General features: G+C 66.4%; 22 protein-coding genes. 13 read left to right on the forward strand and 9 right to left on the reverse strand.

Going from position 1 to position 22999, the window contains the following annotated elements:
• Positions 1 to 1287, reverse strand: a complete 1287-nt coding sequence (locus ACTPOI_RS14780; RefSeq protein ID WP_440110084.1) for an SDR family oxidoreductase — start codon at positions 1285 to 1287, stop codon at positions 1 to 3.
• A gap of 139 nt (positions 1288 to 1426) precedes the next feature.
• Between ACTPOI_RS14780 and ACTPOI_RS14785 the strand changes: the two genes are divergently transcribed.
• The gene (locus ACTPOI_RS14785) at positions 1427 to 1903 is read left to right on the forward strand and encodes a hypothetical protein (RefSeq protein ID WP_440110086.1); all 477 of its coding nucleotides are present in this window, start codon (positions 1427 to 1429) and stop codon (positions 1901 to 1903) included.
• 251 nt (positions 1904 to 2154) lie between these two features.
• Positions 2155 to 2517, forward strand: coding sequence for a divalent-cation tolerance protein CutA (gene cutA, locus ACTPOI_RS14790; RefSeq protein ID WP_440110088.1), 363 nt, complete (start codon positions 2155 to 2157; stop codon positions 2515 to 2517).
• Positions 2518 to 2540: 23 nt separating this feature from the next.
• Here the strand turns inward: cutA and ACTPOI_RS14795 are convergent, their stop codons facing one another.
• Both ACTPOI_RS14795 and ftsY read right to left on the reverse strand, forming a co-directional pair.
• Positions 2541 to 5222: an EAL domain-containing protein gene (locus ACTPOI_RS14795; RefSeq protein ID WP_440110090.1), complete on the reverse strand. Its 2682-nt coding sequence runs from the start codon at positions 5220 to 5222 to the stop codon at positions 2541 to 2543.
• Positions 5223 to 5382: 160 nt separating this feature from the next.
• A complete protein-coding gene (gene ftsY / locus ACTPOI_RS14800; protein ID WP_440110092.1) occupies positions 5383 to 6801 on the reverse strand; it encodes a signal recognition particle-docking protein FtsY in 1419 nt (472 codons plus the stop codon).
• Between the two features lie 28 nt (positions 6802 to 6829).
• Here ftsY and ACTPOI_RS14805 point away from each other — a divergent pair, with 28 nt between their 5' ends.
• From ACTPOI_RS14805 to coaD, 4 genes are all read left to right on the forward strand, one after another.
• On the forward strand, positions 6830 to 8263 hold the full coding sequence (locus ACTPOI_RS14805) for a M16 family metallopeptidase (protein ID WP_440110094.1): 1434 nt from the start codon (positions 6830 to 6832) through the stop codon (positions 8261 to 8263).
• A 22-nt stretch (positions 8264 to 8285) separates the two neighbouring features.
• Positions 8286 to 9632 (forward strand): M16 family metallopeptidase, encoded by a 1347-nt coding sequence (locus ACTPOI_RS14810; protein WP_440110096.1) that lies wholly within the window; start codon positions 8286 to 8288, stop codon positions 9630 to 9632.
• Positions 9629 to 10348, forward strand: coding sequence for a 16S rRNA (guanine(966)-N(2))-methyltransferase RsmD (gene rsmD, locus ACTPOI_RS14815; RefSeq protein WP_440110098.1), 720 nt, complete (start codon positions 9629 to 9631; stop codon positions 10346 to 10348). Before ACTPOI_RS14810 ends, rsmD begins: the two co-directional genes overlap by 4 nt.
• A 220-nt stretch (positions 10349 to 10568) precedes the next feature.
• Positions 10569 to 11072, forward strand: a complete 504-nt coding sequence (gene coaD / locus ACTPOI_RS14820; protein ID WP_069104969.1) for a pantetheine-phosphate adenylyltransferase — start codon at positions 10569 to 10571, stop codon at positions 11070 to 11072.
• A 182-nt stretch (positions 11073 to 11254) separates the two neighbouring features.
• Here coaD and ACTPOI_RS14825 read toward each other — a convergent pair whose 3' ends face one another.
• A complete protein-coding gene (locus tag ACTPOI_RS14825) occupies positions 11255 to 12190 on the reverse strand; it encodes a LysR family transcriptional regulator (RefSeq protein ID WP_440110101.1) in 936 nt (311 codons plus the stop codon).
• Positions 12191 to 12302: 112 nt separating this feature from the next.
• Between ACTPOI_RS14825 and lysA the strand changes: the two genes are divergently transcribed.
• Complete coding sequence (gene lysA / locus ACTPOI_RS14830; RefSeq protein ID WP_440110103.1) at positions 12303 to 13556, forward strand: diaminopimelate decarboxylase; 1254 nt, start codon at positions 12303 to 12305, stop codon at positions 13554 to 13556.
• Positions 13557 to 13916: 360 nt separating this feature from the next.
• Here lysA and ACTPOI_RS14835 read toward each other — a convergent pair whose 3' ends face one another.
• From ACTPOI_RS14835 to ACTPOI_RS14850, 4 genes are all read right to left on the reverse strand, one after another.
• Complete coding sequence (locus ACTPOI_RS14835) at positions 13917 to 14930, reverse strand: NAD(P)H-dependent glycerol-3-phosphate dehydrogenase (protein WP_440110105.1); 1014 nt, start codon at positions 14928 to 14930, stop codon at positions 13917 to 13919.
• Between the two features lie 56 nt (positions 14931 to 14986).
• Positions 14987 to 15445 carry a protein-export chaperone SecB gene (gene secB / locus ACTPOI_RS14840; protein WP_440110107.1) on the reverse strand — a complete coding sequence of 153 codons (459 nt, stop codon included), beginning with the start codon at positions 15443 to 15445 and terminating at the stop codon, positions 14987 to 14989.
• 107 nt (positions 15446 to 15552) lie between these two features.
• Complete coding sequence (gene grxC / locus ACTPOI_RS14845) at positions 15553 to 15813, reverse strand: glutaredoxin 3 (RefSeq protein ID WP_300472820.1); 261 nt, start codon at positions 15811 to 15813, stop codon at positions 15553 to 15555.
• A 41-nt stretch (positions 15814 to 15854) separates the two neighbouring features.
• The gene (locus ACTPOI_RS14850; RefSeq protein WP_440110109.1) at positions 15855 to 16262 is read right to left on the reverse strand and encodes a rhodanese-like domain-containing protein; all 408 of its coding nucleotides are present in this window, start codon (positions 16260 to 16262) and stop codon (positions 15855 to 15857) included.
• Between the two features lie 73 nt (positions 16263 to 16335).
• Between ACTPOI_RS14850 and gpmA the strand changes: the two genes are divergently transcribed.
• The 4 genes from gpmA to ACTPOI_RS14870 all read left to right on the forward strand — a co-directional run bounded on the left by gpmA (position 16336) and on the right by ACTPOI_RS14870 (position 20024).
• Complete coding sequence (gene gpmA / locus ACTPOI_RS14855) at positions 16336 to 17079, forward strand: 2,3-diphosphoglycerate-dependent phosphoglycerate mutase (protein ID WP_069104976.1); 744 nt, start codon at positions 16336 to 16338, stop codon at positions 17077 to 17079.
• Between the two features lie 134 nt (positions 17080 to 17213).
• A complete protein-coding gene (locus tag ACTPOI_RS14860) occupies positions 17214 to 18650 on the forward strand; it encodes a S41 family peptidase (RefSeq protein WP_440110112.1) in 1437 nt (478 codons plus the stop codon).
• Positions 18651 to 18737: 87 nt separating this feature from the next.
• Complete coding sequence (locus ACTPOI_RS14865; protein WP_440110114.1) at positions 18738 to 19487, forward strand: HesA/MoeB/ThiF family protein; 750 nt, start codon at positions 18738 to 18740, stop codon at positions 19485 to 19487.
• Between the two features lie 111 nt (positions 19488 to 19598).
• Positions 19599 to 20024, forward strand: coding sequence for a response regulator (locus tag ACTPOI_RS14870; protein WP_440110116.1), 426 nt, complete (start codon positions 19599 to 19601; stop codon positions 20022 to 20024).
• Positions 20025 to 20148: 124 nt separating this feature from the next.
• Here the strand turns inward: ACTPOI_RS14870 and ACTPOI_RS14875 are convergent, their stop codons facing one another.
• Positions 20149 to 20781: a response regulator gene (locus ACTPOI_RS14875; protein WP_008903433.1), complete on the reverse strand. Its 633-nt coding sequence runs from the start codon at positions 20779 to 20781 to the stop codon at positions 20149 to 20151.
• A gap of 136 nt (positions 20782 to 20917) precedes the next feature.
• On the opposite strand from ACTPOI_RS14875, the gene ACTPOI_RS14880 reads away from it, so the two are divergent.
• Both ACTPOI_RS14880 and ACTPOI_RS14885 read left to right on the forward strand, forming a co-directional pair.
• A complete protein-coding gene (locus tag ACTPOI_RS14880; RefSeq protein ID WP_440110119.1) occupies positions 20918 to 22324 on the forward strand; it encodes a sensor histidine kinase in 1407 nt (468 codons plus the stop codon).
• A gap of 449 nt (positions 22325 to 22773) precedes the next feature.
• Positions 22774 to 22938 (forward strand): DUF1328 domain-containing protein, encoded by a 165-nt coding sequence (locus ACTPOI_RS14885; protein ID WP_069104980.1) that lies wholly within the window; start codon positions 22774 to 22776, stop codon positions 22936 to 22938.
• The last annotated feature ends 61 nt before the right edge of the window (positions 22939 to 22999 follow it).

The raw sequence follows: 22999 nt of genomic DNA on the forward strand, positions 1-22999 counted from the left end.
TCAGCTCCTTCGGCGCGACACGACCATGAGCATGCCGATGCCCACCAGCAGCGGCAGGTTCTTGGAAATAGGCCCGAACGGGTGCAACCACCAGTGCGGCATGCGGGCGGTGATGAGCAACGTGTAGCCCAGCACCACTGCCAGCTGCGCCCGCCACACATGCACCAGTGCGTGCGCGGGGGCCAGCAGCACGGCCACGCCGAGTGCCAGGTCGATCAGGCCGCCGCTGTACAGCGCCACGGTGGCCAGCGGGCCGCGCAGGCCAAAGTCGGCCAGCAGGTCCAGGCTGGCCTGCACCGGGTAGGCGCCCAGCGACACGATGCCTGTCAGGATCCACACGACCGCCAGGCTCGCCCGCATGAGTGCCAGCAGCGTCTGCATCTGCGCCCGCTCGCGGGCAGCCTCGCGTTCATCTGCTGATTCAAAGAACTGGTCGACTCCGCGCGGCGCACGGCCCAGCAGCGCTGCAAACGCGCTGACGTCGGCCGTGTTGCCGCGCAGCAGCATGCGCACGGCATCGGCGTTGACGGTGCGGCTGCCCAGCCTGTGCGCCACCGCAGCGGCCCACACGATCCAGCCGCCGGGCACGGCCATGCGCCAGGCGCGGCGGCGCATGCCCAGCGCGTGGCGCAGGGCGGCCAGATAGTCCGCCAGTGGCCATGGCGCTGGCCCCACGGCGGCCACGGTGCACGACTGGGCAGGCGGGCTTTCGATGATCCGCACCAGCGCATCCACCAGGTCGTGCAGATGCACTGGCTGCACCGCAGCGCGTGCCGAGGGCACCACCGCAAGGGGCAAGGTGGCCAGCTGGTTGAACAGCCGGGCGCTGGACCCCAGCGGTGCATACACCAGCGAGGGCTGCACGATGACCGAACGCACCGGCAGGCTCCGCAGGGCATCGTCGGCAACGCGCTTGCTGCGGTGAAACGCCGTCTCGGCCTGTGCGTCGCTGCCCAGGGCCGAGATCTGCACCACCAGCGGCACACCAGCATCGGCTGCGCCTTCGAAAAGGCTGATGGGTGCCCGTTCGTGCAGGGCCTCGAACGTCTGCGTGCCATGCTCCTCGAAGATGCCCACGGCATTGACCACGGCGTCCACCGCATTCAGCCGGGGCGCCCACCAGTTGCGGCCGGGGGCTTGGGCAAAGTCCACGCTCAATGTGCATGCGGTGCTGCCCGGTTCCGCAGCGTGGCGGCCCGCGGCGATGACGCGGTGCCCGCGTGCCGCCAGCGCGCGGGCCAGATGGCTGCCGATCAGGCCCGACGCGCCTGTGATGAGGATGTGCATGGCGGCCATGCTAGGTGGCGCGGCCCGTTCCGCTGCGCGGGAACACGGCGTATTCGCATGCTGCCCGTTCTCCTACAGACGACACAGCCGGCTTGCGCACACTGGTCTGCATGTTCACACGCAGCCACTGCACCGCTCCATGACCAAACCTCTTTCGCCCTTCATCGCACGCACCCTGGCGGCAGGCAGCCTGGGCAGCATCTTCTCGGCCCTGGCCCTCATGGCCCGGGGCCGGCGCGATGCAGGCAGCGCAGCCGCGCCCGTCAACGCCGTGAGCCACTGGTTCTGGGACCGCGAGGCTTTGCACCAGCAGGGGGTGGACGTGCGGCACACCCTGCTGGGCTATCTGACGCACCATGGGGCGTCGCTCTTCTGGGCGGGGCTGTTTTCGTGGGCGCTGAACAAGCGTCCCGCTGCACAGCGGCCTTCGGTGGTTGTGGCAGCCAGCGCCGCCACCAGCGCGGTGGCCTGCTTTGTGGACTTCAACCTCACGCCCGAGCGGCTTACGCCAGGGTACGAGCACCGCTTGTCAAAGCGTTCGCTGGCAGTGGTCTACATCGCGTTTGGTGCGGGGCTTGCCGCGGGGGCGTTGGCGGTGGGGCGTGGTGATCGGTAGTTGCGGGCAGACTGTTGCGCCGCTGCCCACGGCGTGAGGGATGGCGAGGCGGTCCTGGAGGCTCGCCGGACACCAATTTTTGGTCAAATATGCCTGTAGCCGACGTTTTATCATCCTGTATTGCTATCAAATAAATAGCAAACGAGGTGACTCCGGAGATTCCGCGTTGATCGGTGCAGAGCGCCCCTGACCCGTTGCCGCCTCGCTCCATGCCGTGGCAGACTGCGCAGCCCCTCACCCCGGAGACTCCCATGGCCCCTGACGTGCCCCCGCTCGCGCTGCTGGAGGTGTGCATGGTGACCACCACCGTTGCCAACGACGAAGAGGCGCGAAATCTGGCCCAGGCGGTGCTGCAGGCTCGCCTGGCGGCCTGCGTGCAGCTGGAGCCCATCAGCTCGCACTATCGATGGCAGGGAGCGCTGCAGGAAGACCGCGAGTTGCGCGTGCTGTGCAAGACCATCCACGATGCCGTGCCATACCTCTTTGCGCTGCTGCGTTCACAGCACCCGTACACACTGCCGCAGCTGGTGGTGCAGCCGCTGCTGGCATCTGCCGACTACGCGCAGTGGGTGCGGTCGGAAGTGGTGGTGCCAGCGCCCGCAGTGCAGGCCTAGCCGCGCGTTTGCATCAACGCGCGTCAGATCACGTAGCAGCTTTCGTGGGTAGGTTGTGGCGGTGCAGCCAGTGCCTGCCGCTCGAACGCATCCAGCGCCAGCGGGCGGCCGAACAGGTAGCCCTGGAACGCCTTGCAACCGTGCGCCAGCAGAAACCGGTAATGCTCTTCGGTCTCCACGCCTTCGGCGATCACGCTCAGCCCCAGGCTGTCGGCCAGCCCGATGATCGAGCGAGCGATGGCCGCGTCGGTCGCGTCCAGCAAGACGTCGCGCACAAAGCCCTGGTCGATCTTGATCTGGTCGAGCGGCAGGCGCTTGAGGTAGCTCAGGCTCGAATATCCGGTGCCAAAGTCGTCCAGCGCAAAGCCCAGCCCGTGCGCTTTCAGCGCCCTCATGATGGCAATCACGTTGTCCACGTTGTCCAGCAGCAGGCTTTCGGTCAGCTCCAGCTTGATGTTGTTGGGGTTCGCGCCGGTGCGCCGCACCATGGCCAGAAGCTGGTCCACAAAGTCTTCCTGCAAAAACTGCCGCGCACTCACGTTGATGGCCAGCTGCAGGTGTGCCAGGCCAGGCGTGCTGCTCCACTGCGCCTGCTGGCGCATGGCGGTCTCCATCACCCAGTCGCCCAGTGGCAGGATCAGCCCGGTTTCTTCGGCCAGCGGTATGAACTCGGATGGCGGCACCATGCCACGCCCGGGGTGCTGCCAGCGCACCAGGGCCTCGGCTCCGGTCACGCGGCCGGCGCTGTCCACCTGCGGCTGGTACAGCAGCAGAAACTGCGACAGGCGCAGGCCGGTGTGCAGCTCGCTCTCCAGCAGCGCGCGCCGGTTCACGGCCTGCTGCATGTCGGGGTCAAAAAAGCGCAGCGTGTTGCGCCCGGCATCCTTGGCGCGGTACATGGCCATGTCGGCCTGCTTGAGCACTTCGTCCAGCGGGGCCAGGTGGTCGCGCAGCAGCGTCACGCCAATGCTGGCGGTGATGTGGTGCTCGTACCCCGCCAGGTCGTAGGGCTGGCGCAGGTCGTGCAGCAGCTTTTCGCCCAGCACGCGCGAGTGCGCTGCGGCCTCCTGCGCATCGGGGCTCAGGCTTTGCAGCACCACCACAAATTCGTCACCTCCCAGACGTGCCACCGTGTCCTGCTCGCGTACGCTGCCGCGCAGGCGCGCGGCCACCTGTCTGAGTAGCAGGTCCCCCACCTCGTGCCCGCGCGTGTCGTTCAGGGTCTTGAAGTTGTCCAGGTCCACAAACAGCACGGCGGTGTTGTCGCCTGTGCGTTCACTGGTGGCCAGGACCTGCCGCAGGCGGTCTACGAGCAGGCGGCGGTTGGGTAGCTGCGTGAGCGCGTCGTAGAAGGCCAGGTGGCGTGCCTCGTCCTCCGCCGCCTTGCGGCCAGAGATGTCGATGTCGATGCAGAACATCTCGGGTGGATGGCCCGGCACCTCGATGAAGGCATGGCTGGAGAACACGTCCACGGGCGACCCGTCCTTGCGGTGCAATTGCATTTCAGACGCAGGGATGACTTCGCCGGTGGCAAACATGTGCCGCATGTGGGCGCGCACGTCGTCGCGCATGTGCGCGGGGATGATCAGGTCCAGCAGGTTCCTGCCCAGCGCTTCGTCGGACGTGTAGCCGTAGAGCTTCTCGGAGGCCTGATTCCAGTAGCTGGTGGTGCCGTCTTCCAGATAGCCCTGGACCGAAATGGACGGGATGGTGCGCAGCAGTGACCGGAACCGCAGCTCCGATTCGCGCAGTGCGTTCTCGGTGCGTTTGCGCTCTGTGATGTCGCGCGCCAAAAAGACCACTGCGGGCTCAGCGTCGGCGCGGCCCTGCAGCGGCTGGGCCCGCCCTTCAAAAGCGCGGGGGCCTGACCGCGTGTGGATGTCGTACTCGATGCTCTGCGTGGTGCCCGTTTGCAAGGTGGCCCGTACCAGCGCCAGAAAGCGGTCTGCCTGCGCCGCGGGTAGCACATCGTGCATGCGCTTGCCCAGCAGGTCGCTGGCTTGTTTCGTCAGCGGTTCATCGTCGGGCGAAAGCACTTCTACGTAGCGGCCCTGGGCATCGAGCACGAACAGCACGTCGGGGATGGCGCGGGTGATGGCCTGCAGCCGCGCTGCGGTATCGGCCAGCGCACGCTCGGTGGCAATGCGCGCCTGCGCATCGCGCAGCAGCAGGCCCAGGATCATGGTGGCCGGCGTGAAGGTGAGCAAAAACGGAAGCGCCAGGTGCTCGTTGACCCGCGTTACTGCCTCGGGCGGCAGCCACTGGAACACGGTGATTTCGGCCACGTGCACCAGCAGGCCGAACGCCAGCAGGGGCAATGGCTCTACCGAGATCCACTGGCGGGCGTGCGCTGCGCGGTAGGCCAGCCCCATGGCCGTGCACATGAGGATGACGGTGACGCCCACCTCGGTTCCGCCACCGCCCAGCCAGATGCGTGCCGCCATAGCCATCACGGTGGCTATGCCCGCGATCAGCGGGCCACCGAAGAGGCCGGCCATGCTGAGCACCACAGATCGCGCATCGAAGATCACACCGGGCAGCAGCTCGATGGGCGTCAGCATGCCGATGACGCAGATCCCGCCGAAGAGAACCCCCGAAGCGATCTGCGCCGCCAGCGGGCGGCCCCGCCAGAAGCGCAGGTTGAAGCCGTACAGGTAGCACAGCGCCAGCAGCAGGGCAGCAGCTTTGACCAGGGCGATGAACAATGAGCCTCCCGGATGAGTCACCAAATCTCATCATGCGGGAAATGCAAGCATTCGTAAACGTAAAAATGGCCCTGACGGGCCATTTCGTGCACGGGGGGGGGCAGCGCGGTGCGACGCTGTCCATGCGCCCATGGCGCAATGGACGCACGGTGGCGTGGGCTCAGGAGAGCAAGGCCTGGGCGAATTCGCGGGCGTTGAAGGTTTCCAGGTCTTCGAGCTTTTCGCCCACCCCGATGAAGTACACCGGAATCGGGCGCTCCTGGGCAATAGCCGCCAGCACGCCGCCCTTGGCCGTGCCGTCGAGCTTGGTCACGATCAGGCCCGTGAGCTGCAGCGCGTCGTCAAACGACCGCACCTGCGCCAGCGCGTTCTGGCCGGTGTTTCCGTCAATCACCAGCAGCACCTCGTGCGGGGCGGTGGCGTCGGCCTTGGTCACCACGCGCTTGATCTTTTGCAGCTCCTGCATCAGGTGCAGCTGGGTGGGCAGGCGGCCGGCGGTGTCGACCAGCACCACATCCTTGCCACGGGCCTTGCCAGCTGTCACGGCGTCAAAGCTCACGGCAGCCGGGTCGCCGCCTTCCTGGCTGACGATTTCGACCGTGTTGCGGTCTGCCCATACGCCCAGCTGCTCGCGCGCCGCAGCGCGGAAGGTGTCGGCCGCGGCCAGCAGCACACCGGCGCCTTCGTCGGCCAGGTGCTTGGTGAGCTTGCCGATGGAGGTGGTCTTGCCCGCACCGTTGACGCCCGCCACCATGATCACGGTGGGCGTGTGCAGGCCGATGACCAGCGATTTTTCGAGCGGGCGCAGCAGGTCGGCCAGCGCGTCGGCCAGCAGGCCCTTGACCGCTGCCGGGTCGGTGGCCTTGGCCTCCTTCACGCGGCGCTTGAGGTCTTCCAGCAGGTGCGTGGTGGCCTTCACGCCGGTGTCGGCCATCAGCAGGGCTTCTTCCAGCTCCTCGTACAGCGCATCGTCGATCTTGGTGCCGGTGAACACCGTGGTGATGCTGGTGCCCGTCTTGCGCAGGCCGGACTTGAGGCGGTCGAGCCAGCCCTTGCGTTCGGCCGGGGCGGGGGCCGGTACCGTGGGCGATGCGGCAACGGGTGCAGGCACCGAGACATCCGACGGGGCAGCAGGGGGCGCAGACGCGGGCCTGGCTGGTGTGGGCGGCAAGGCCGCGGGGCTTGCGGCGGGAGCCGGCAACGGTGCGGGGATTGGGGCCGTCGTGACGGGCGCTACGGGTGCCACGGGTGCCGCCGGGGCCGGTGCATCGGCCACCTCCGGCGTCGTTGCAGCGGGGGCAGGCGCTGCCTCGGGGGCGCGCGAGCCAAACGGGTTGCGCAACCAGCCAAAGCCCGGCACTGCTGCGATACCTGATGCAGCCGGGGCTGCTGCCTCTGGCGCGGGCTCAGCTATCGAAGACTCCGGTGAAGGCGCCGGTGCCAACGGCGCTACGGCGCTGGCCGGGTCGGAGTCAGCCAGGGGTGCAGGCGCGGCGGCGGGTGAGGGCGGCTGCGCCGCGGGCGGCTCAGGAGACTCGGTGGGCGCGGGGGTAGGCTTTTTCTTGAAAAAACTGAACATTGGCGGGTTCTTAGAATCAGTGCATTCTATGAAACGCGCTTTCACCCTATTGGCCCTTGCGGCCAGCCTCTGTGCCGGAGCCGCCCTTGCGGACACCACCCCGGTCTCCCAACCCAACCCATCCGCGCCGGCCACGGCCTCCGGTGCGCAGCAGTTCACGCTGAAAAACGGCATGCAGCTCATCGTGCAGCCCGACCACCGGGCTCCCACCGCGGTGCACATGCTCTGGGTGCGTGTGGGCTCCATGGACGAGGTGGACGGCACCACGGGCGTGGCCCATGTTCTGGAGCACATGATGTTCAAGGGCTCCAAAACCGTGAAGCCCGGCGATTTCTCGCGCCAGGTGGCAGCGCTGGGCGGGCGCGAAAATGCCTTCACCAGCCGCGACTACACCGGCTACTTCCAGCAGATCCCCTCGCACCGCCTGGAAGACGTGATGCGGCTGGAGGCCGACCGGTTTGCCAACAACCAGTGGCCCGACGAAGAGTTCAAGAAAGAGATCGAGGTGGTGAAGGAAGAGCGCCGCCTGCGCACCGAAGACCAGCCCCGCGCCCTGCTGGCCGAGCAGCTGTTTGCCACCACCTTCATCGCATCGCCCTACCGCCGGCCCATCGTGGGCTGGATGAGCGACCTCGATGCCATGACGCCCGAAGACGTGCGCGCGTTTCACCGCCAGTGGTATGCGCCTGCCAATGCCGCCGTGGTGGTGGCGGGCGATGTGGATGTGAAGAAGGTGCGCGCCCTGGCCGAGAAGTACTACGGCAGCCTGCCCGCCCGCGCCGTGCCGGCCCGCAAGCCCCGTGTTGAGCCCGAGCAGCGCGGCCTGCGCCGCATTGCCGTGAAGGCCCCGGCCGAGCAGTCTTACGTGGCGCTGGCGTTTCGCACACCGGGCCTGGAGCGCGTGGAAAACCTGGACGCGAACGACCGCGACGCGCTGGCCCTGATGGTGCTTGCCGCCGTGTTCAGCGGCTACGACGGCGCCCGGCTGGACCGCGCGCTCACGCAGGGCGACAACCGTGTGGCCGACACCGTGAGCAGCGGCGCCATGGTCACAGGCCGCGGCCCCAGCCTGTTCATGCTGACCGGCGTGCCCGCGCAGGGCAAGACCGCCGCGCAGGTCGAAGAAGCCCTGCGCGCCGAGGTGGTCCGCGTGGCCCAGGGCGGCGTGAGCGAGGCCGAGCTCAACCGCGTCAAGACGCAGTGGATTGCATCGACCGTGTACGAGCGCGACTCGGTGATGAACCAGGCGCAGGAACTGGGCGGCAACTGGGTGCAGGGCTTTCCGCTGGATGCCAACGAAAAGCTGCTGGCCCTGCTGCGCACGGTTACGCCTGCCGAGGTGCAGGCCGTGGCCGCCAAATATTTTGGGGACGACCAGCTCACGGCCGCCACGCTGCTGCCGCAGCCGCTGGATGCCCCGCGCGCCCGTCCCACGCTGCCACCTGGCACCGCCATCCGTTGAACGCGCCTTGCCGCCACCGCACATGATTACTATAAAAAACGTAGCAGCCAAGGCAATAATTGCCAGCGCTACCGCCCTGTTTTATGCAAATTCTGCCTGGGCGCTGCTGCCCATCCAGCACTGGACGGAGCCCAACGGCGCCAAGGTGTGGCTGGTCGAAAGCCCGGTCATCCCCATGGTGGACGTGCAGATCGACTTTGACGCCGGCAGCCGCCGCGACCCTGCCGGCAAGGCCGGCCTGGCCAGTGCCGTGGCCAACATGGCATCCAAGGGCGTGAAGGCGGCGGGCGCCGAACCCGCGCTGGACGAAAACGCGCTGGGCGAAGCCTGGGCCGACCTGGGTGCCAGCTTTGACGCCAGCGCCGACAACGATGCGCTGCACTATTCGCTGCGGTCGCTGACCGACCCGCCGCTGCTGGCGCGCGCCGCGCAACTGGCCGCCCGCCAGATCGGCGAGCCTAGCTGGCCTGCCGACGTGTGGCCCCGCGACCGCGCCCGCTGGATCGCCAGCCTCAAAGAGGCCAACACCCGCCCCGCCACGGTGGCGGGGCAGGCATTTGCCGCTGCCGTGTACGGCAGCCACCCCTACGGCACCCGGACCACCGAAGACACGCTGATGCGCATCGACGTGGCCGACATGCAGGCATTTCACACCCAGCTGGTGGCCAGCTGCCGGGCCAAGGTCAGCATCGTGGGCGCGGTGTCGCGCGCGCAGGCGCAGACGCTGGTGGCCACGCTGTTGTCGCGCCTGCCGGCCAGCACGGGCTGCGCACCGCTGCCCCCTGTGGGCGAAATCGCCGCGCTCACCGCGCCGGTGGAGCAGAATATTCCGTTTGCCTCGGCCCAGGCCCATGTACTGATCGGCCAGCCCGGTTTTGCCCGGCGTGATCCGGACTTCCTCGCCCTGCTGGTAGGCAACCACATTCTGGGCGGCGGCGGGTTTGTCTCGCGCCTGACCAGCGAGGTGCGCGAAAAGCGCGGCCTGAGCTACAGCGTGTACAGCTACTTTGCGGGGGGCCTGCACGCCGGGGCCTTCACCGTGGGCCTGCAGACGCGGCCCGACCAGGCGGCGCAGGCCGTCAAGGTGTCGCGCGACGTGATCAGCCGCTACGTGGCCGAGGGCCCCACCGAGGCCGAGCTGCGCGCCGCCAAGGACAACCTGATCGGCGGCTTTGCGCTGCGCATCGACAGCAACAAGAAACTGCTGGGCAACGTGGCCAACATCGCCTGGAACGACCTGCCGCTGAACTACCTGGACGAGTGGACGAAAAAGGTGGAGGCCCTGACGGTGGCCGACGTGCGTGCCGCCATGGCCCGCAAGCTGCAGCCCGAGCGCATGGTGACCGTGGTGGTGGGGGGCAAGCCATGAGCCGCTCCACCCTGCGCGTGAGCGCCATCAACGCCGAGATCCGCAAGGCCCAGACAGCGGCCCCCGCCATACCCGCCTCTAAAGCCAGCGCAAAGGCTGCAGCCCGTGAAAAGGCGGCAGCCGCCGCAGCTGCCGCACCCAAGGGCGCGGGCGAGATCCGCATCATTGGCGGTCTGTGGAAGCGCACGCGCCTGCAGGTGGCCAGCCGCCCTGGCCTGCGCCCCACGCCTGACCGCGTGCGCGAGACGCTGTTCAACTGGCTGGGTCAGGACCTGGACGGCTGGCGGTGCCTGGATGCGTTTGCCGGCACCGGTGCGCTGGGGCTGGAGGCCGCGTCCCGCGGCGCCGCCGCCGTGCAACTGGTGGAAAACGACGCTGCGCTGGTGGCGCAATTGCACAAGCTGCAGCAGAAGCTGGAGGCCACCGCCGTGCGCGTGCAGCGCGGCGACGGCGTGGCCGCCCTGGGGCAGGCGGCGCCCGGCAGCCTCGACCTGGTGCTGCTGGACCCGCCGTTTGACAGCGAGCTGTTCGACCCCGCGCTCAAGGCTGCTGCGGGTGCCGTGGCTGCCGGTGGATTCATCTACCTGGAGGCCCCCGCTGCCTGGACCGATGAGCGCCTGGCGCCGCTGGGCCTGGCGCTGTACCGGCACCTCAAGGCCGGTGCGGTGCACGCCCACCTGTTGCGCCCGCTGGGCGCCGGGGCTGCGGCGGCCTGACATCGGCGGTTCTTCGCGCTGCTGATCGAGCGGCGCATGGCCGGCAGCCTGCGCAGGGTGCCGTGCGCTGACGGCGCTCACGGCACGGCGTTGGCCCTCGTCAAACGGGAAGGCCGGGCGCCCGTTTCGTGCTGCACCGCACTGCATAATGCGCGCACGCAGCCCGGTTGGCTCTGTCCCCGGTGCCAACGACCATTCGCCATCGAGGAGACAACCAGCCATGGCCCAGAACGTGATTGCCGTTTACCCCGGCACTTTCGACCCCATCACCCTGGGACACGAAGACGTGGTTCGCCGTGCCACGCAGCTGTTCGAGCATGTGATCGTGGCCGTGGCGGCCGGGCATCACAAGAAGACCCTGTTCTCGCTGGAAGAACGCATCGACATGGTCCGCGAGGCCGTCAAGCCCTACCCGCAGGTGCAGGTGGAGTCCTTCTCGGGCCTGCTGCGCGACTTTGTGGTGGCCCGCGGCGGCAAGGCCATGGTGCGCGGCCTGCGCGCCGTGACCGACTTTGATTACGAGTTCCAGCTGGCGGGCATGAACCGCAGCCTGATGCCGCAGGTGGAAACCGTGTTCCTCACGCCCAGCGACAAATACCAGTTCATCAGCAGTACCTTTGTGCGCGAGATCGCCGTGCTGGGCGGCGAAGTGCACAAGTTCGTCTCGCCCTCCGTGCAGGAGCGGCTGGCGGTGAAGGTGCGCAGCATGTCGCCACCGGGCTGAGCTGCGACAACCACGCCGCGTGCCGGGCGGGCCCGCTGATGCCGTGGGACCGCCCTGGGGTGCCGATTTCAGGTCAAACAGGCCGCTGGCGCTTGTATTGGTTGGCCTGATAGCTATTAGTTGAATAGCAGTCCGTGGTTGGCCGAGCGCCGTGTTGGCCATCCCGCAATCTCCCTGTGCCCTCACGGCAGCGCCGCCAGCCGGCCTGCCACAGCCTGTGCTTCGTCCTTCAGGGCCTGCAGTAGCGGCGCCGCCTCGGGCAGGGCGGGGCGGTATTGCGGCCACAGGGCCGCCACGCAAAACGGGATCGAAAACGCCAGCCGCCGCAGCACCAGCCGTTCGCTGGCGCAGGCCAGCGCGGTCAGCGGGTTGACAATGGCCACGCCCAGCCCGTGCTCCACCATGGCGCATACGGCAGCGGCGCTGTGCGTCTCCACCCGCAGCGTGCGTGGCACGCCTGCCTCGGCAAAGCGCGCGTCGATCAGGCGGCGGTAGGGGTCGTCGGCCGAGAGGCTCACAAACGGCTCACCGGCAAAGTCATGCAGCTGCAGCACCGGCCGCTGCGCCAGGCGGTGCCCGGCGGGCAGCACCGCCACCTCATCGAGCGTGAGCAGCACTTCGGCCCCGGTGCCCGGTGGCGCCGCGGTCTGCTCGCACAGTCCCAGGTCAAAGCGCTGGGCGCTCATCCATTCTTCGAGCAGCGGCGATTCCTGCGGCGTGACCGACAGCCGCGTGAGCGGCCGCGCCTGCAGCAGCCGGGCTGCGGCACCGGGCAGCAGGGCGTGCGCCAGCGCCGGCAGGCACAGCACCGACAGCTGCACCGCATCGGGCCGGCCCAGAGCCACCGCGCGCTCGACCACGCGTTCCAGCCCCTGCCACGAGCGCTGCACCTCATCCCACAACGCCAGCGCCCGCGCGTTGGGGCGTAGCCGGCCCTGGCTACGTTCAAATAGGGCGTAGCCCAGCAGCGTCTCCAGCCGCGCCAGTTCGCGGCTCACCGTGGGCTGCGAGCTGTGCAGCAGCTCTGCGGCACCGGTGGCGCTGCCAGCGGCCATCACGGCGCGGAAGACTTCGATGTGGCGGTGGGAGATGCGCGGGGCTTGGCTGGTGTCGGGCATGGCCAAAGCATATCCAGATTGAATGGATGGTCCGCAAAAGGGTATTGGACTGAATGAAGATTTGCCGCGATGATCGCCGCTGTTCTTGTCCTGCCTTGCCGGAGTTCTGCGCATGTCCAACCCCTTCTCGCCCGCCCAGCTGTGGGCCCTGGCTGACCAGTTTGGCACCCCGCTGTGGGTGTACGACGCGGCCACCATCCGCCAGCGCATCGCGCAGGTGTCCAACTTCGAGACCATCCGCTTTGCACAAAAGGCGTGTTCCAACATCCACATCCTTTCGCTGATGCGCGAGCAGGGCGTCAAGGTGGATGCCGTGTCGCGCGGCGAAATGCAACGCGCGCTGGCGGCCGGCTATCAGCCCGGCTGGGATGCCGAGGGTCACTCGGACATCGTCTTCACGGCCGACCTGTTCGATGCCGCCACCCTGGAGTTCGTGGTGCAGCAGCGCGTGCCCGTGAACGCCGGCTCCATCGACATGCTGCACCAGCTGGGCGCCCGCTCGCCCGGCCATGCGGTGTGGCTGCGCATTAACCCCGGCTTTGGCCACGGCCACAGCAACAAGACCAACACGGGCGGCGAGCAGAGCAAGCACGGCATCTGGCACACCGACCTGCCCGCAGCGCTGGCGGCGATTGCGCAGCACGGCCTCAAGCTCGTGGGCCTGCACATGCACATTGGCTCGGGCGTGGACTACAGCCACCTGGCCGAGGTGTGCGGCGCCATGGTCAACCTGGTCAAGACCACGCATGCCGCCGGGCACGACTTGCACGCCATCTCGGCCGGCGGAGGATTGTCCATTCCGTACCGCGCGGGCGAGCCGGTGGTGGACACGCAGCACTACCACGGCCTGTGGGACGCCGCGCGCCAGCAGGCCGAGGCCGTGGTGGGCCACAAGCTGGGCCTCGAGATCGAGCCCGGCCGCTACCTGGTGGCCGAATCGGGCGTGCTGCTGGGCGAAGTGCGCGCCACCAAGAACGCGGGCAGCAACCACTTCGTGCTGCTGGATACGGGTTTCAACGAGCTGATGCGCCCGTCGATGTACGGCAGCTACCACGGCATGAGCGTGCTGCGCCGCGATGGCGCCACGGGCGCCGCGCACCCCACGGTGGTGGCCGGCCCGCTGTGCGAGTCGGGCGATGTGTTCACGCAGGGCGACGGCGGCGTGGTGCTGCCGCGTGAGCTGCCCGGGGCGCAGGTGGGCGACCTTCTGGTGATCCACGACACGGGTGCGTATGGAGCGTCCATGTCATCGAACTACAACACGCGCCCATTGATTGCCGAGGTGATGGTCGATGGCGGCCAGGCCCGCCTGATCCGCCGCCGGCAGACGGTGGACGAACTGCTGGCCTTGGAACTGGGCCTGTAGCACGCCGCCCCGGGACGGCAAGGGCTGTGCAGCAGTAGGCACGGGACTACGGCCAGGCGCAGCGCTGGCGCACACGGAGGCCGAGGGTGGGGCCCTAAGGTAGAGACACCTTTTACCCACCACCCTTTTTCAGGAGATCTCCATGCCCATCATTGCCTGGTTGCTCGGCGTACCCCTCTCGGTTGTTTTGCTGCTCATGCTGTTCGGCGTGTTCTGACGCGAACAAACCTGGTGCCGGCCGGTGGTGCAGCCGCAAGGCAGGCATACCGGTATCCCGCACACCAAAAAGCCGCTGACTCCAGCCTGGAGCAGCGGCTTTTTTGTGCGGTGCGGGTCTGCCTGCAGCGCTGCTGCACCCGCTCAAGCCATTTCAGCAGCAGGCCCGCGCCCCATCAACAGCGCCACAGCAGCGGCTGGCGTGATCTCTCCATCGAGCAGTGCCACCGCTGCGCGGGTAATGGGCATGTCGACCCCCAGGTGCGCCGCGCGCCGCGCCACGGTGCGGGCGCTGTAGACGCCTTCGGCCACATGGCCGAGCGAATCCACCGCCTGTGCCAGCGTCTTGCCTTCTGCCAGCAGCATGCCCACACGCCGGTTGCGCGAGAGGTCGCCCGTGGCGGTCAGCACCAGGTCACCGAGGCCCGACAGGCCCATGAAGGTTTCGGGCCGCGCGCCCAGCGCAAGCCCCAGTCGCGTCATTTCGGCCAGGCCCCGCGTGATGAGCGCAGCCCGGGCATTGAGCCCCAGCGAAAGCCCGTCGCACAACCCGGTGGCAATGGCCAGCACGTTCTTCACGGCGCCGCCCACCTCCACGCCCACGATGTCTTCGTTGGCGTACACGCGTACGCTCGGGCTGTGAAAGGCTTGCACCAGTGCCTGCCGCACGGCCTCATGCGGGCTGGCGGCCACCAGCGCAGTCGGTTGGCCCAGTGCCACTTCCTGCGCAAAGCTCGGCCCGCTCAGCACGCCCGCCAGCAGCCCAGGCGCAACTTCGGCCTGCACCTCGTGTGCCAGCAGCCCGAATGCGTCCGGTTCGTTCGCAGGGGCTGCCTCAAAACCCTTGCACAGCCAGGCAACGGGTGCGCGCACTGTGCTGAGCGAGTGCAGCATGCCCCGCAACGCCGCCATGGGCGTGGCCACGATGACCAGATCGGCATCGCGCAGCAGCACAGCGAAATCGCCATCGGCCAGTGCAAGGGAAGGGGGAAAGGCAATGCCGGGCAGGTACCGGGCGTTTTTGCGCCCGCGGCGCATCTGGTCGGCCTGGGCGGCATCGCGCGCCCACAGCGTGACGGCGTGCCCGGCCGGGTGCTGGGCCGCGCTCATGGCCACAGCAGAACCCCAGGCGCCGGCGCCCAATACTATGATTTTCATAGCTGCAAGCGCTTATGAATCAAGCGCTTGGGGTCGAAAAGACCCCAAATTGCTGATTATTGCGTGATGATGGGCGAAGGCTGGCCGGCGGCCTGGGCCTGCTGCTGCTCGTACATCGCCTGGAAGTTGATTTCAGCCAGGTGCACAGGCGGGAAGCCGGCGCGGTTGATGATGTCGGCCACGTTGCCACGGAGGTAGGGGTAGACGATCTGCGGGCAGGCGATGCCCATGATGGGGCCCATCTGGTCTTCGGGGATGTTGCGGATCTCGAAGATGCCTGCCTGCTTGGCCTCGACCAGGAACACGGTCTTGTCCTTGATTTTGGTCTGTACGGTGGCAGTCACGGCCACTTCGAACACGCCTTCGGCCACAGGGGTGGCTTCCACGCCGAGCTGGATGTCCACGTTGGGCTGTTCCTGCTCGAGCAGGATGCCGGGCGAATTGGGCTGCTCCAGCGACATGTCCTTGAGGTAGACGCGCTGGATCTGGAAGACGGGATTTTCTTGATCGGCCATGGTGAAGTCTCTTTGCTTTTACGGAATGCTGGCAAAACAAAACCCGCCGCGGAAAGGCTCCCGCAGCGGGCACATGGGGCCGCATTATGCAGCCCCGTCGAACGGGTTCAGGCGGCGCCCAGCAGCGGCATGAGCCCGCCGCGGCCGTCCAGCGCCACCAGGTCATCGTGGCCGCCGACATGGGTGTCGCCAATGAAGATCTGCGGCACCGTGCGGCGGCCGGTGATCTCCATCATGTGGTTGCGGGCGGTGGGGTCCATGTCGATGCGGATCTCTTCGATCTGCTCCACGCCCTTGGACTTGAGGATCTGCTTGGCACGTATGCAGTAGGGGCAGACGGCGGTGGTGTACATCTTCACGGGTTGCATGGCGAACTCCTGTGCGTTGAAACAGTGCAGGTAAGGGCGCTTCAGGCTTTTTCCACCGGCAGGCTGGCTTCGCGCCAGGCCTTCATGCCGCCGGCCATGGCCTGGGCCTTTTCGTAGCCGAGCTTCTTGGCGATGCCGACTGCACGGTTCGAGCGCGCGCCACTGGCGCACACCAGCACCACGGGCACGGCCTTGTTCTTCACCAGGCCGGGCAGGCGCTCTTCCAGCTGGTTGAGCGGCACATTCTTGGCGCCGCCCACATGGCCCAGCGCGAACTCCTCGGTCTCGCACACGTCGATGACGACGGCTTTTTCGCGGTTGATGAGCTGCACGGCACCGGCCGGCGTCAGGGAGCCGCCCCCTGCACTTTTGAGCGTGGGCCACAGCAGCATGCTGCCCGATGCCAGCGCGACGACGAGCAGGTACCAGTTTTCGATGATGAATTTCACAAGGTTTCCTAGGGTTGGCGAACGCCGTAATTTTAGAATGCTTGATTTTGACCCGCATTTCCCTGGGGACCCCATGTACAAACTCGTTCTGATCCGCCACGGCGAATCCACCTGGAACCTTGAAAACCGCTTTACCGGCTGGACCGACGTGGACCTGACGCCTACCGGCGTGTCGCAGGCCATGTCTGCGGGCAAGCTGCTCAAGGCCGAGGGCTACGAGTTCGACCTGGCGTTCACCAGCGTGCTCAAGCGCGCCATCCACACGCTGTGGTACACGCTCGACGAAATGGACTGCACCTGGCTGCCGGTGGTGAAGGACTGGCGCCTGAACGAGCGCCACTACGGTGCCTTGCAGGGCCTGAACAAGGCCGACATGGCCAAGCAATACGGCGACGAGCAGGTGCTGGTGTGGCGCCGCAGCTATGACACGCCCCCGCCCGCCCTGGAAGCCGGCGATCCCCGCAGCGAGCGCAGCGACCGCCGCTACGCTGGCCTGGCCGAAGGCAGCGTGCCGCTGACCGAATGCCTCAAGGACACCGTGGAGCGCGTGCTGCCCTTCTGGAACGAGGCCATGGCCCCGGCGATCCGCTCGGGCAAGCGCGTGGTGCTGGCCGCCCACGGCAACTCCATCCGTGCCCTGGTCAAGTACCTCGACGGCATTTCCGAGTCGGACATCGTCGGCCTGAACATTCCCAATGGGATTCCGCTGGTATACGAACTGGACGCCGACCTCAAGCCCATCCGCCACTACTATCTGGGCGACGCGGAGGCGGCCGCGAAGGCAGCAGCGGCCGTGGCTTCGCAGGGCAAAGCGTAAAGGCCGTGTAAAGCTGGGCTGGATGAGGTGTTTTGCGCCTGCCAGCCCTTTGAAAGTGCGGGCCTGCGCGGAACCGGGGCGGCTTCGGGCTCTCCAAGGTGTATATTGATTTTTGTACCGGTAAAAGGTGTTGCATGGGCCACAAACTGAAAATTGCGGGATGGGTATCGGTGGGGGTGGTGGCAGGCGCGCTCACCACGGTGTCACTCCAGACGGTGGCGCGCGGCGCCATGGCCCCCCTGCCGCTGGAAGAAATCCAGCAGCTGTCTGCGGTGTTCGGCCTCGTCAAGACCGATTACGTGGAGCCGGTGGACGATAAAAAGCTGATCACCGACGCCATCACCGGCATGGTCGCAAGCCTGGATCCGCACTCCCAGTATTTCGACAAGAAGTCCTTCAAGGAATTCCGCGAGGGTACGTCGGGCCGGTTTGTCGGCGTGGGGATCGAGATCACCCAGGAAGAGGGCCTCATCAAGGTCGTTTCGCCCATCGAAGGCTCGCCCGCGTTCCGCGCGGGCCTGATGACCAACGACCTGATCACCAAGATCGACGATACCGCAGTCAAGGGCCTGTCGATCAACGAGGCCGTCAAGCGCATGCGCGGTGAGCCCAACACCAAGGTCACGCTCACCATCTTTCGCAAGGACGAGAACCGGTCGTTCCCGGTCACGATCACGCGTGAAGAGATCAAGACCCAGTCCGTCAAGGGCAAGGTGGTCGAGCCCGGCTACGCCTGGATCCGCCTCTCGCAGTTCCAGGAGCGCACGGTGGACGACTTTGTGCGCAAGGTCGAGGAGGTCTATCGCCAGGAACCCAACCTCAAGGGTCTGGTGCTGGACCTGCGCAATGACCCGGGTGGCCTGCTCGATGCCGCCGTGGCCGTATCGGCCGCCTTCTTGCCGGCGAACGTGACGGTGGTGACCACCAACGGCCAGCTGGCCGACAGCAAGGCCACCTACAAGGCCTCGCCCGATTTCTATCAGCGCCGCGGCGGGGGCGATCCGCTCAAGCGCCTGCCCGCTGCGCTCAAGTCGGTGCCGCTGGTCGTGCTGGTGAACGAAGGCTCGGCTTCTGCGAGCGAGATCGTGGCCGGTGCCCTGCAGGACCACAAGCGCGCCACCATCATGGGCAGCCAGACCTTTGGCAAGGGCTCTGTGCAAACCGTGCGCCCCCTGGGGCCTGAGACGGGCATCAAGCTGACCACGGCGCGTTACTACACCCCGAGTGGCAAGTCGATCCAGGCCAAGGGCATCGTCCCCGACGTGATGATCGACGAGTCGGAAGAGGGCAACATCTTCGCGTCGCTGCGCATGCGCGAGGCCGACCTCGAAAAGCACCTGGGCAGCGGCCAGGGCGAAGAAAAGAAGGACCTGGCCCGCGAGAAGGCGCGCGAGGAAGCGCGCAAGCGTCTGGAAGAAGAGTCCAAAAAACCCGCGACCGACCGCAAGGCGCCCGAGTTCGGCAGCGACAAGGATTTCCAGCTGGTGCAGGCGCTCAATCAGCTCAAGGGTCGTCCGGTGCTGGTGAGCAAGGTCCTCACCGAACGCAAGGAAGAAAAGAAAGAGAATTGAGCTTTCGCGCGCTCAGCCTGAAAGGCCGGACTTCCTGCGGAAGCCGGCCTTTTTCACGCCCCCTTCTTTCTGTCTTTACACACGCCCATGACCGACGACCAGCTCCTGCGCTACTCGCGCCACATCCTGCTTGACGAGGTGGGTATCGAAGGTCAGCAAGCCATGCTGGACGCGCACGCGCTGGTAATCGGTGCCGGTGGCCTGGGGTCGCCTGCAGCGCTGTATCTGGCGTCGGCAGGCGTGGGGCGCATCACGCTGGTGGATGACGACGAGGTCGACCTCACGAACCTGCAGCGGCAGATTGCGCACACCACCGCGCGGGTAGGCATGCCCAAGGTGGAGTCGGCCGCACAGGCGATGGCTGCCATCAACCCGGAAGTGCAGGTGAGTGCGGTGCGCGCGCGCGCCGATGCAGCGCTGCTTGACACGCTGGTGGCGCAGGCCACGGTGGTGCTCGATTGCTGCGACAACTACACCACGCGCCAGGCGGTCAACGCTGCCTGCGTGCGCCACCGCGTGCCGCTCGTGTCGGGTGCCGTCATACGCTTTGATGCGCAGATCAGCGTTTTCGATCCGCGGGCCGATGCTGCCCCGTGCTATGCATGCATTTTCCCGCCTGATGCGGAGTTTGAAGAGGTGCGTTGCTCGACGATGGGCGTCTTTGCGCCGCTCGTGGGAGTGGTGGGCGCCATGCAGGCCGCCGAAGCCCTCAAGCTGGTGGCAGGTATCGGCACCAGCCTGGCAGGGCGCATGCTGATGCTCGATGGCCGTTCCATGGAGTGGAGCACGATGCGCATGCAGCGTGCGCCCGATTGCCCGGTATGTGTTGCGCGGTAGGACCGCTCCTACATACCCCGCCCGTCATGGCTGGCAAAATGAAATTCGATGAGCGCCTAAATTAGGCATTCAGCCGTGGTTGCCTTGCACGGTTGCATGAATGGATCCCCTGTGAAACTCCGCACCTACATCGTTGAAGACAACGCCACCATCCGCGAGAACCTGATTGGAACGCTGGAGGAACTGGCGTCAGTGGAAGCGGTAGGTGTTGCAGAGACGGAAGACGAGGGCAAAACCTGGCTGAGCGCCCACGGAGACCAGTGGGACCTCGCCATCGTGGATCTGTTTCTGCGGCAGGGAAGCGGCCTCGGGGTTCTGGCTGCATGCCGCGCCAGGAGGCCCGGCCAGCGCATGGTGGTGCTGAGCAACTATGCGACGCCCGATGTGCGCATGCGCTGTGCCCAGCTGGGCGTGGACGCGGTGTTCGACAAATCCAACGAGATCGATGCCCTGGTGGACTACTGCATCCAGCACAGCAGCGGGCATTCGGGCGCCGATTCGGGCAAGCCCATGGCCATGTCCGGCCACTCTGCCTGACGCGCTCCCCGCCAAACTTCAGGCGGGTGTCGTGCGCGTTTTCCTTTTCTCTTCCTTTTCTGTTTTGGTCTGCTCTCGGTCGGGGTGTCCCAGCCGGGCGGGCCCCGGCTGAGTTCTCCCCATGTCAGTCGATCAGGCGATTCTTCAGTGCGTAGTACGTGAGATCGCTGTTGGACGACAGGCTCATCTTTTCCATCAGGCGCGTGCGGTAGGTGCTCACCGTCTTCACGCTCAGCGACAAGGCCTTGGCAATGTCGCCCGCCGTCTCGCCCTTGGCCAGCTTCAAGAACACCTGGAACTCGCGCTCCGACAGCTGCTCGTGCGGCGGTGCGTCGTCCTTGCGATTGAGCTGTTGCGCCAGCAGTTCGGCCACAGCGGGCGTGAGGTAGCGGCGGCCCAGCGCAATGGTACGAATGGCCTCCACGATTTCCGACGGCTCGCATTCCTTGTTGAGGTAGCCGCTCGCTCCCTGGCGGATCAGATTGATGGCGTAGTGCTCTTCGGGGTAGCCGCTCAGGATGAGGATGCCCATGTCCGGCGCCTTGGCGCGCAGCATGGCCAGTGCATCAAGCCCGCTTTGCCCCGGCATCGACAGGTCCATCAGCAGCACGTCGATTTCCTTGTTGCGCACCAGGTCGATGGCCTCGCGCCCGTTGCCGGCCTCTCCCTCGACACGAAGGTCCACATGCTCCGACAGGAACTGCCGCAGGCCGGAGCGAACAATCGCGTGGTCATCCACAATGCCTATCTTGATCATCGGTCTCTCTTTCGCGGGGCAGCAAAGCCAGCCCCGATGCGTATTGGTTGTACAGCGTCGCTAGCCGCACGCCGCGCCCTGCAACAGGGTGTGACGACGACCGAAACATAAGCATTCATTATCCAGAATAGAGCGCATGAATCTCAAACAGCACACCCTCCGTTGGTTGCCAAAAGTACGCCAGATGGCGCTCAGTCTGCCCATGGCATTGCTTGCCGCGATGGTGCTGGTAGGCATCAATGAAACGGGCCACATGCGCTCGCAGGACGCGGTCCAGCAGATGGAGTTCGGCCTGCTCGCACGCAAGAACGTGAGCACGCTTTTGCAGAGCATGCTTGATGCCGAAACCGGGCAGCGCGGGTATCTGCTGACCGGCGATGAAACCTATCTCGCACCCTACAGCGCGGCGGTCTCCACCGTGCATTCCAACCTCGACAACCTGCGCACGCAGTTCATGGCAGAGCCCAGCGACATGCAGGAATTTGCGTACCTGTCGCGGCAGATTTCGCGCAAGCTGGCCGAGATGGAACTGAGCGTGCGGCTGCGCAGGCAGGGTAATGAAGACGCGTGGAAGTTCGTCCTGCACACCGACCTCGGGCGCGAGCAGATGGACGCAATTCGCACCCATGCGCAAGAGCTTCTCAAGCGCAGCGACATGCGGCTGGAGGCTGGCCGCCAGCAGATCGAGCAGTCCCTGATGCTCTCGCGCATCGGCATTGCCACCGTGACCGCGATCGGCTTGCTGGCCTTCTACATGTACCTGCGCCAGGCGCACGCCGTGCTGCTGATGAACCAGCGCGAGCAGGCATTGCTTGAGCGCGAACGCGACCGCCTGGAAGTGCTCGTGAAAAAGCGCACGGCCACGCTGTCGGAGCTTGCGAGCCACCTGCAGCAGGTTCGCGAGGAAGAACGCGGGCATCTTGCGCGCGAGCTGCACGATGAACTGGGCGCGCTGCTCACGGCGGCCAAGCTTGATGTGGCGCGTCTCAAATCGAAGATCGACACGACCTCGCCTGATGTGTCCGAACGGCTCAAGCACCTGACCGAAACACTCAACAGCGGCATTGCGCTCAAGCGCCGGATCATCGAAGACCTGCGGCCTTCATCGCTGTCGAACCTGGGCCTGACGGCGGCCATCGAAATCCTCACGCGTGAGTACGCCGAGCGCGCCGGTATCGAGGTCGAAACGAGTCTGGAAGCAGTGAAGCTGCCCGATGCATCGCAGCTCACGGTGTACCGCATGGTGCAAGAGGCGCTCACCAACATCGGCAAGTACGCCAAGGCCACGAAGGTGCTGGTGTCGGTACACGGCTACCCCACGCATGTGGCCGTGCAGGTGCGCGATAACGGCGAGGGATTTGACCCTGCCACGGTGCGCCCGACCTCCCACGGTCTGTCCGGAATGCGCCACCGGGTGGAGGCCGCGGGCGGGCGTCTTTCGATCACTTCGCGGCCTGGAAACGGTACGCTCATGTCGGCTGTTTTGCCGCTGGGTGCGGGTTCCGAAGACCTGCCCAAAACGACCGGTTCGGAGCCCGTTTAGGCCCCCGAAAACGGCGCAGAGACAAATACAAACTGTTTCCATTTTGTAAGGGCTCTGCGGCGGTTTTTGCCAGGCAGAGGGTTCGCCAACGCTGCGAGCGCTTGGGGCACGATGGATCAAGGCGTGTGCCTACTGGGGAGGGATGCGAGTGCAAGATGCATCGGTGGCCCCGCGGCGCTGTCACCCATGCGGTCACCCGGCATACACAACGCGATGCGCCGCGTAACAGCAGAGGCCATTTGCCACTCATCTTCCATGCAACATCGTTCCGCGCGCCATGGCCGTGCGCGGTAGGCGCTCTCCTACAGACGCTGCCCCCGCGATGCCGACACACCCCCGCGCCGGGGGATGGCATCGCCCGCTACCGGGCACGCCTACATTGGACTCCAGACGCCGAGAGGGCGTGCCCCTACCGCCGCGAAGCCGGCCCCTTTCATGAGGAGAGCGAGATGTTGCACTACGCAGTTGTTTTTCTGGTGATCGCGCTGATCGCCGCCATCTTTGGTTTTGGTGGCATTGCCGCCGGTGCAGTCGGCATCGCCAAGATTCTTTTCTTTGTGTTCGTGATCATGGCTGTGGTGACCTTTGTCCTCAGCCTGGTGCGAAAGGGTTGACGGCACCGCGTGCCGCTGACCCATCCCCCCACAAGACCCCTTCCCAAATTCCTCAGGAGCA

Source organism: Acidovorax sp. BL-A-41-H1 (assembly GCF_051942715.1).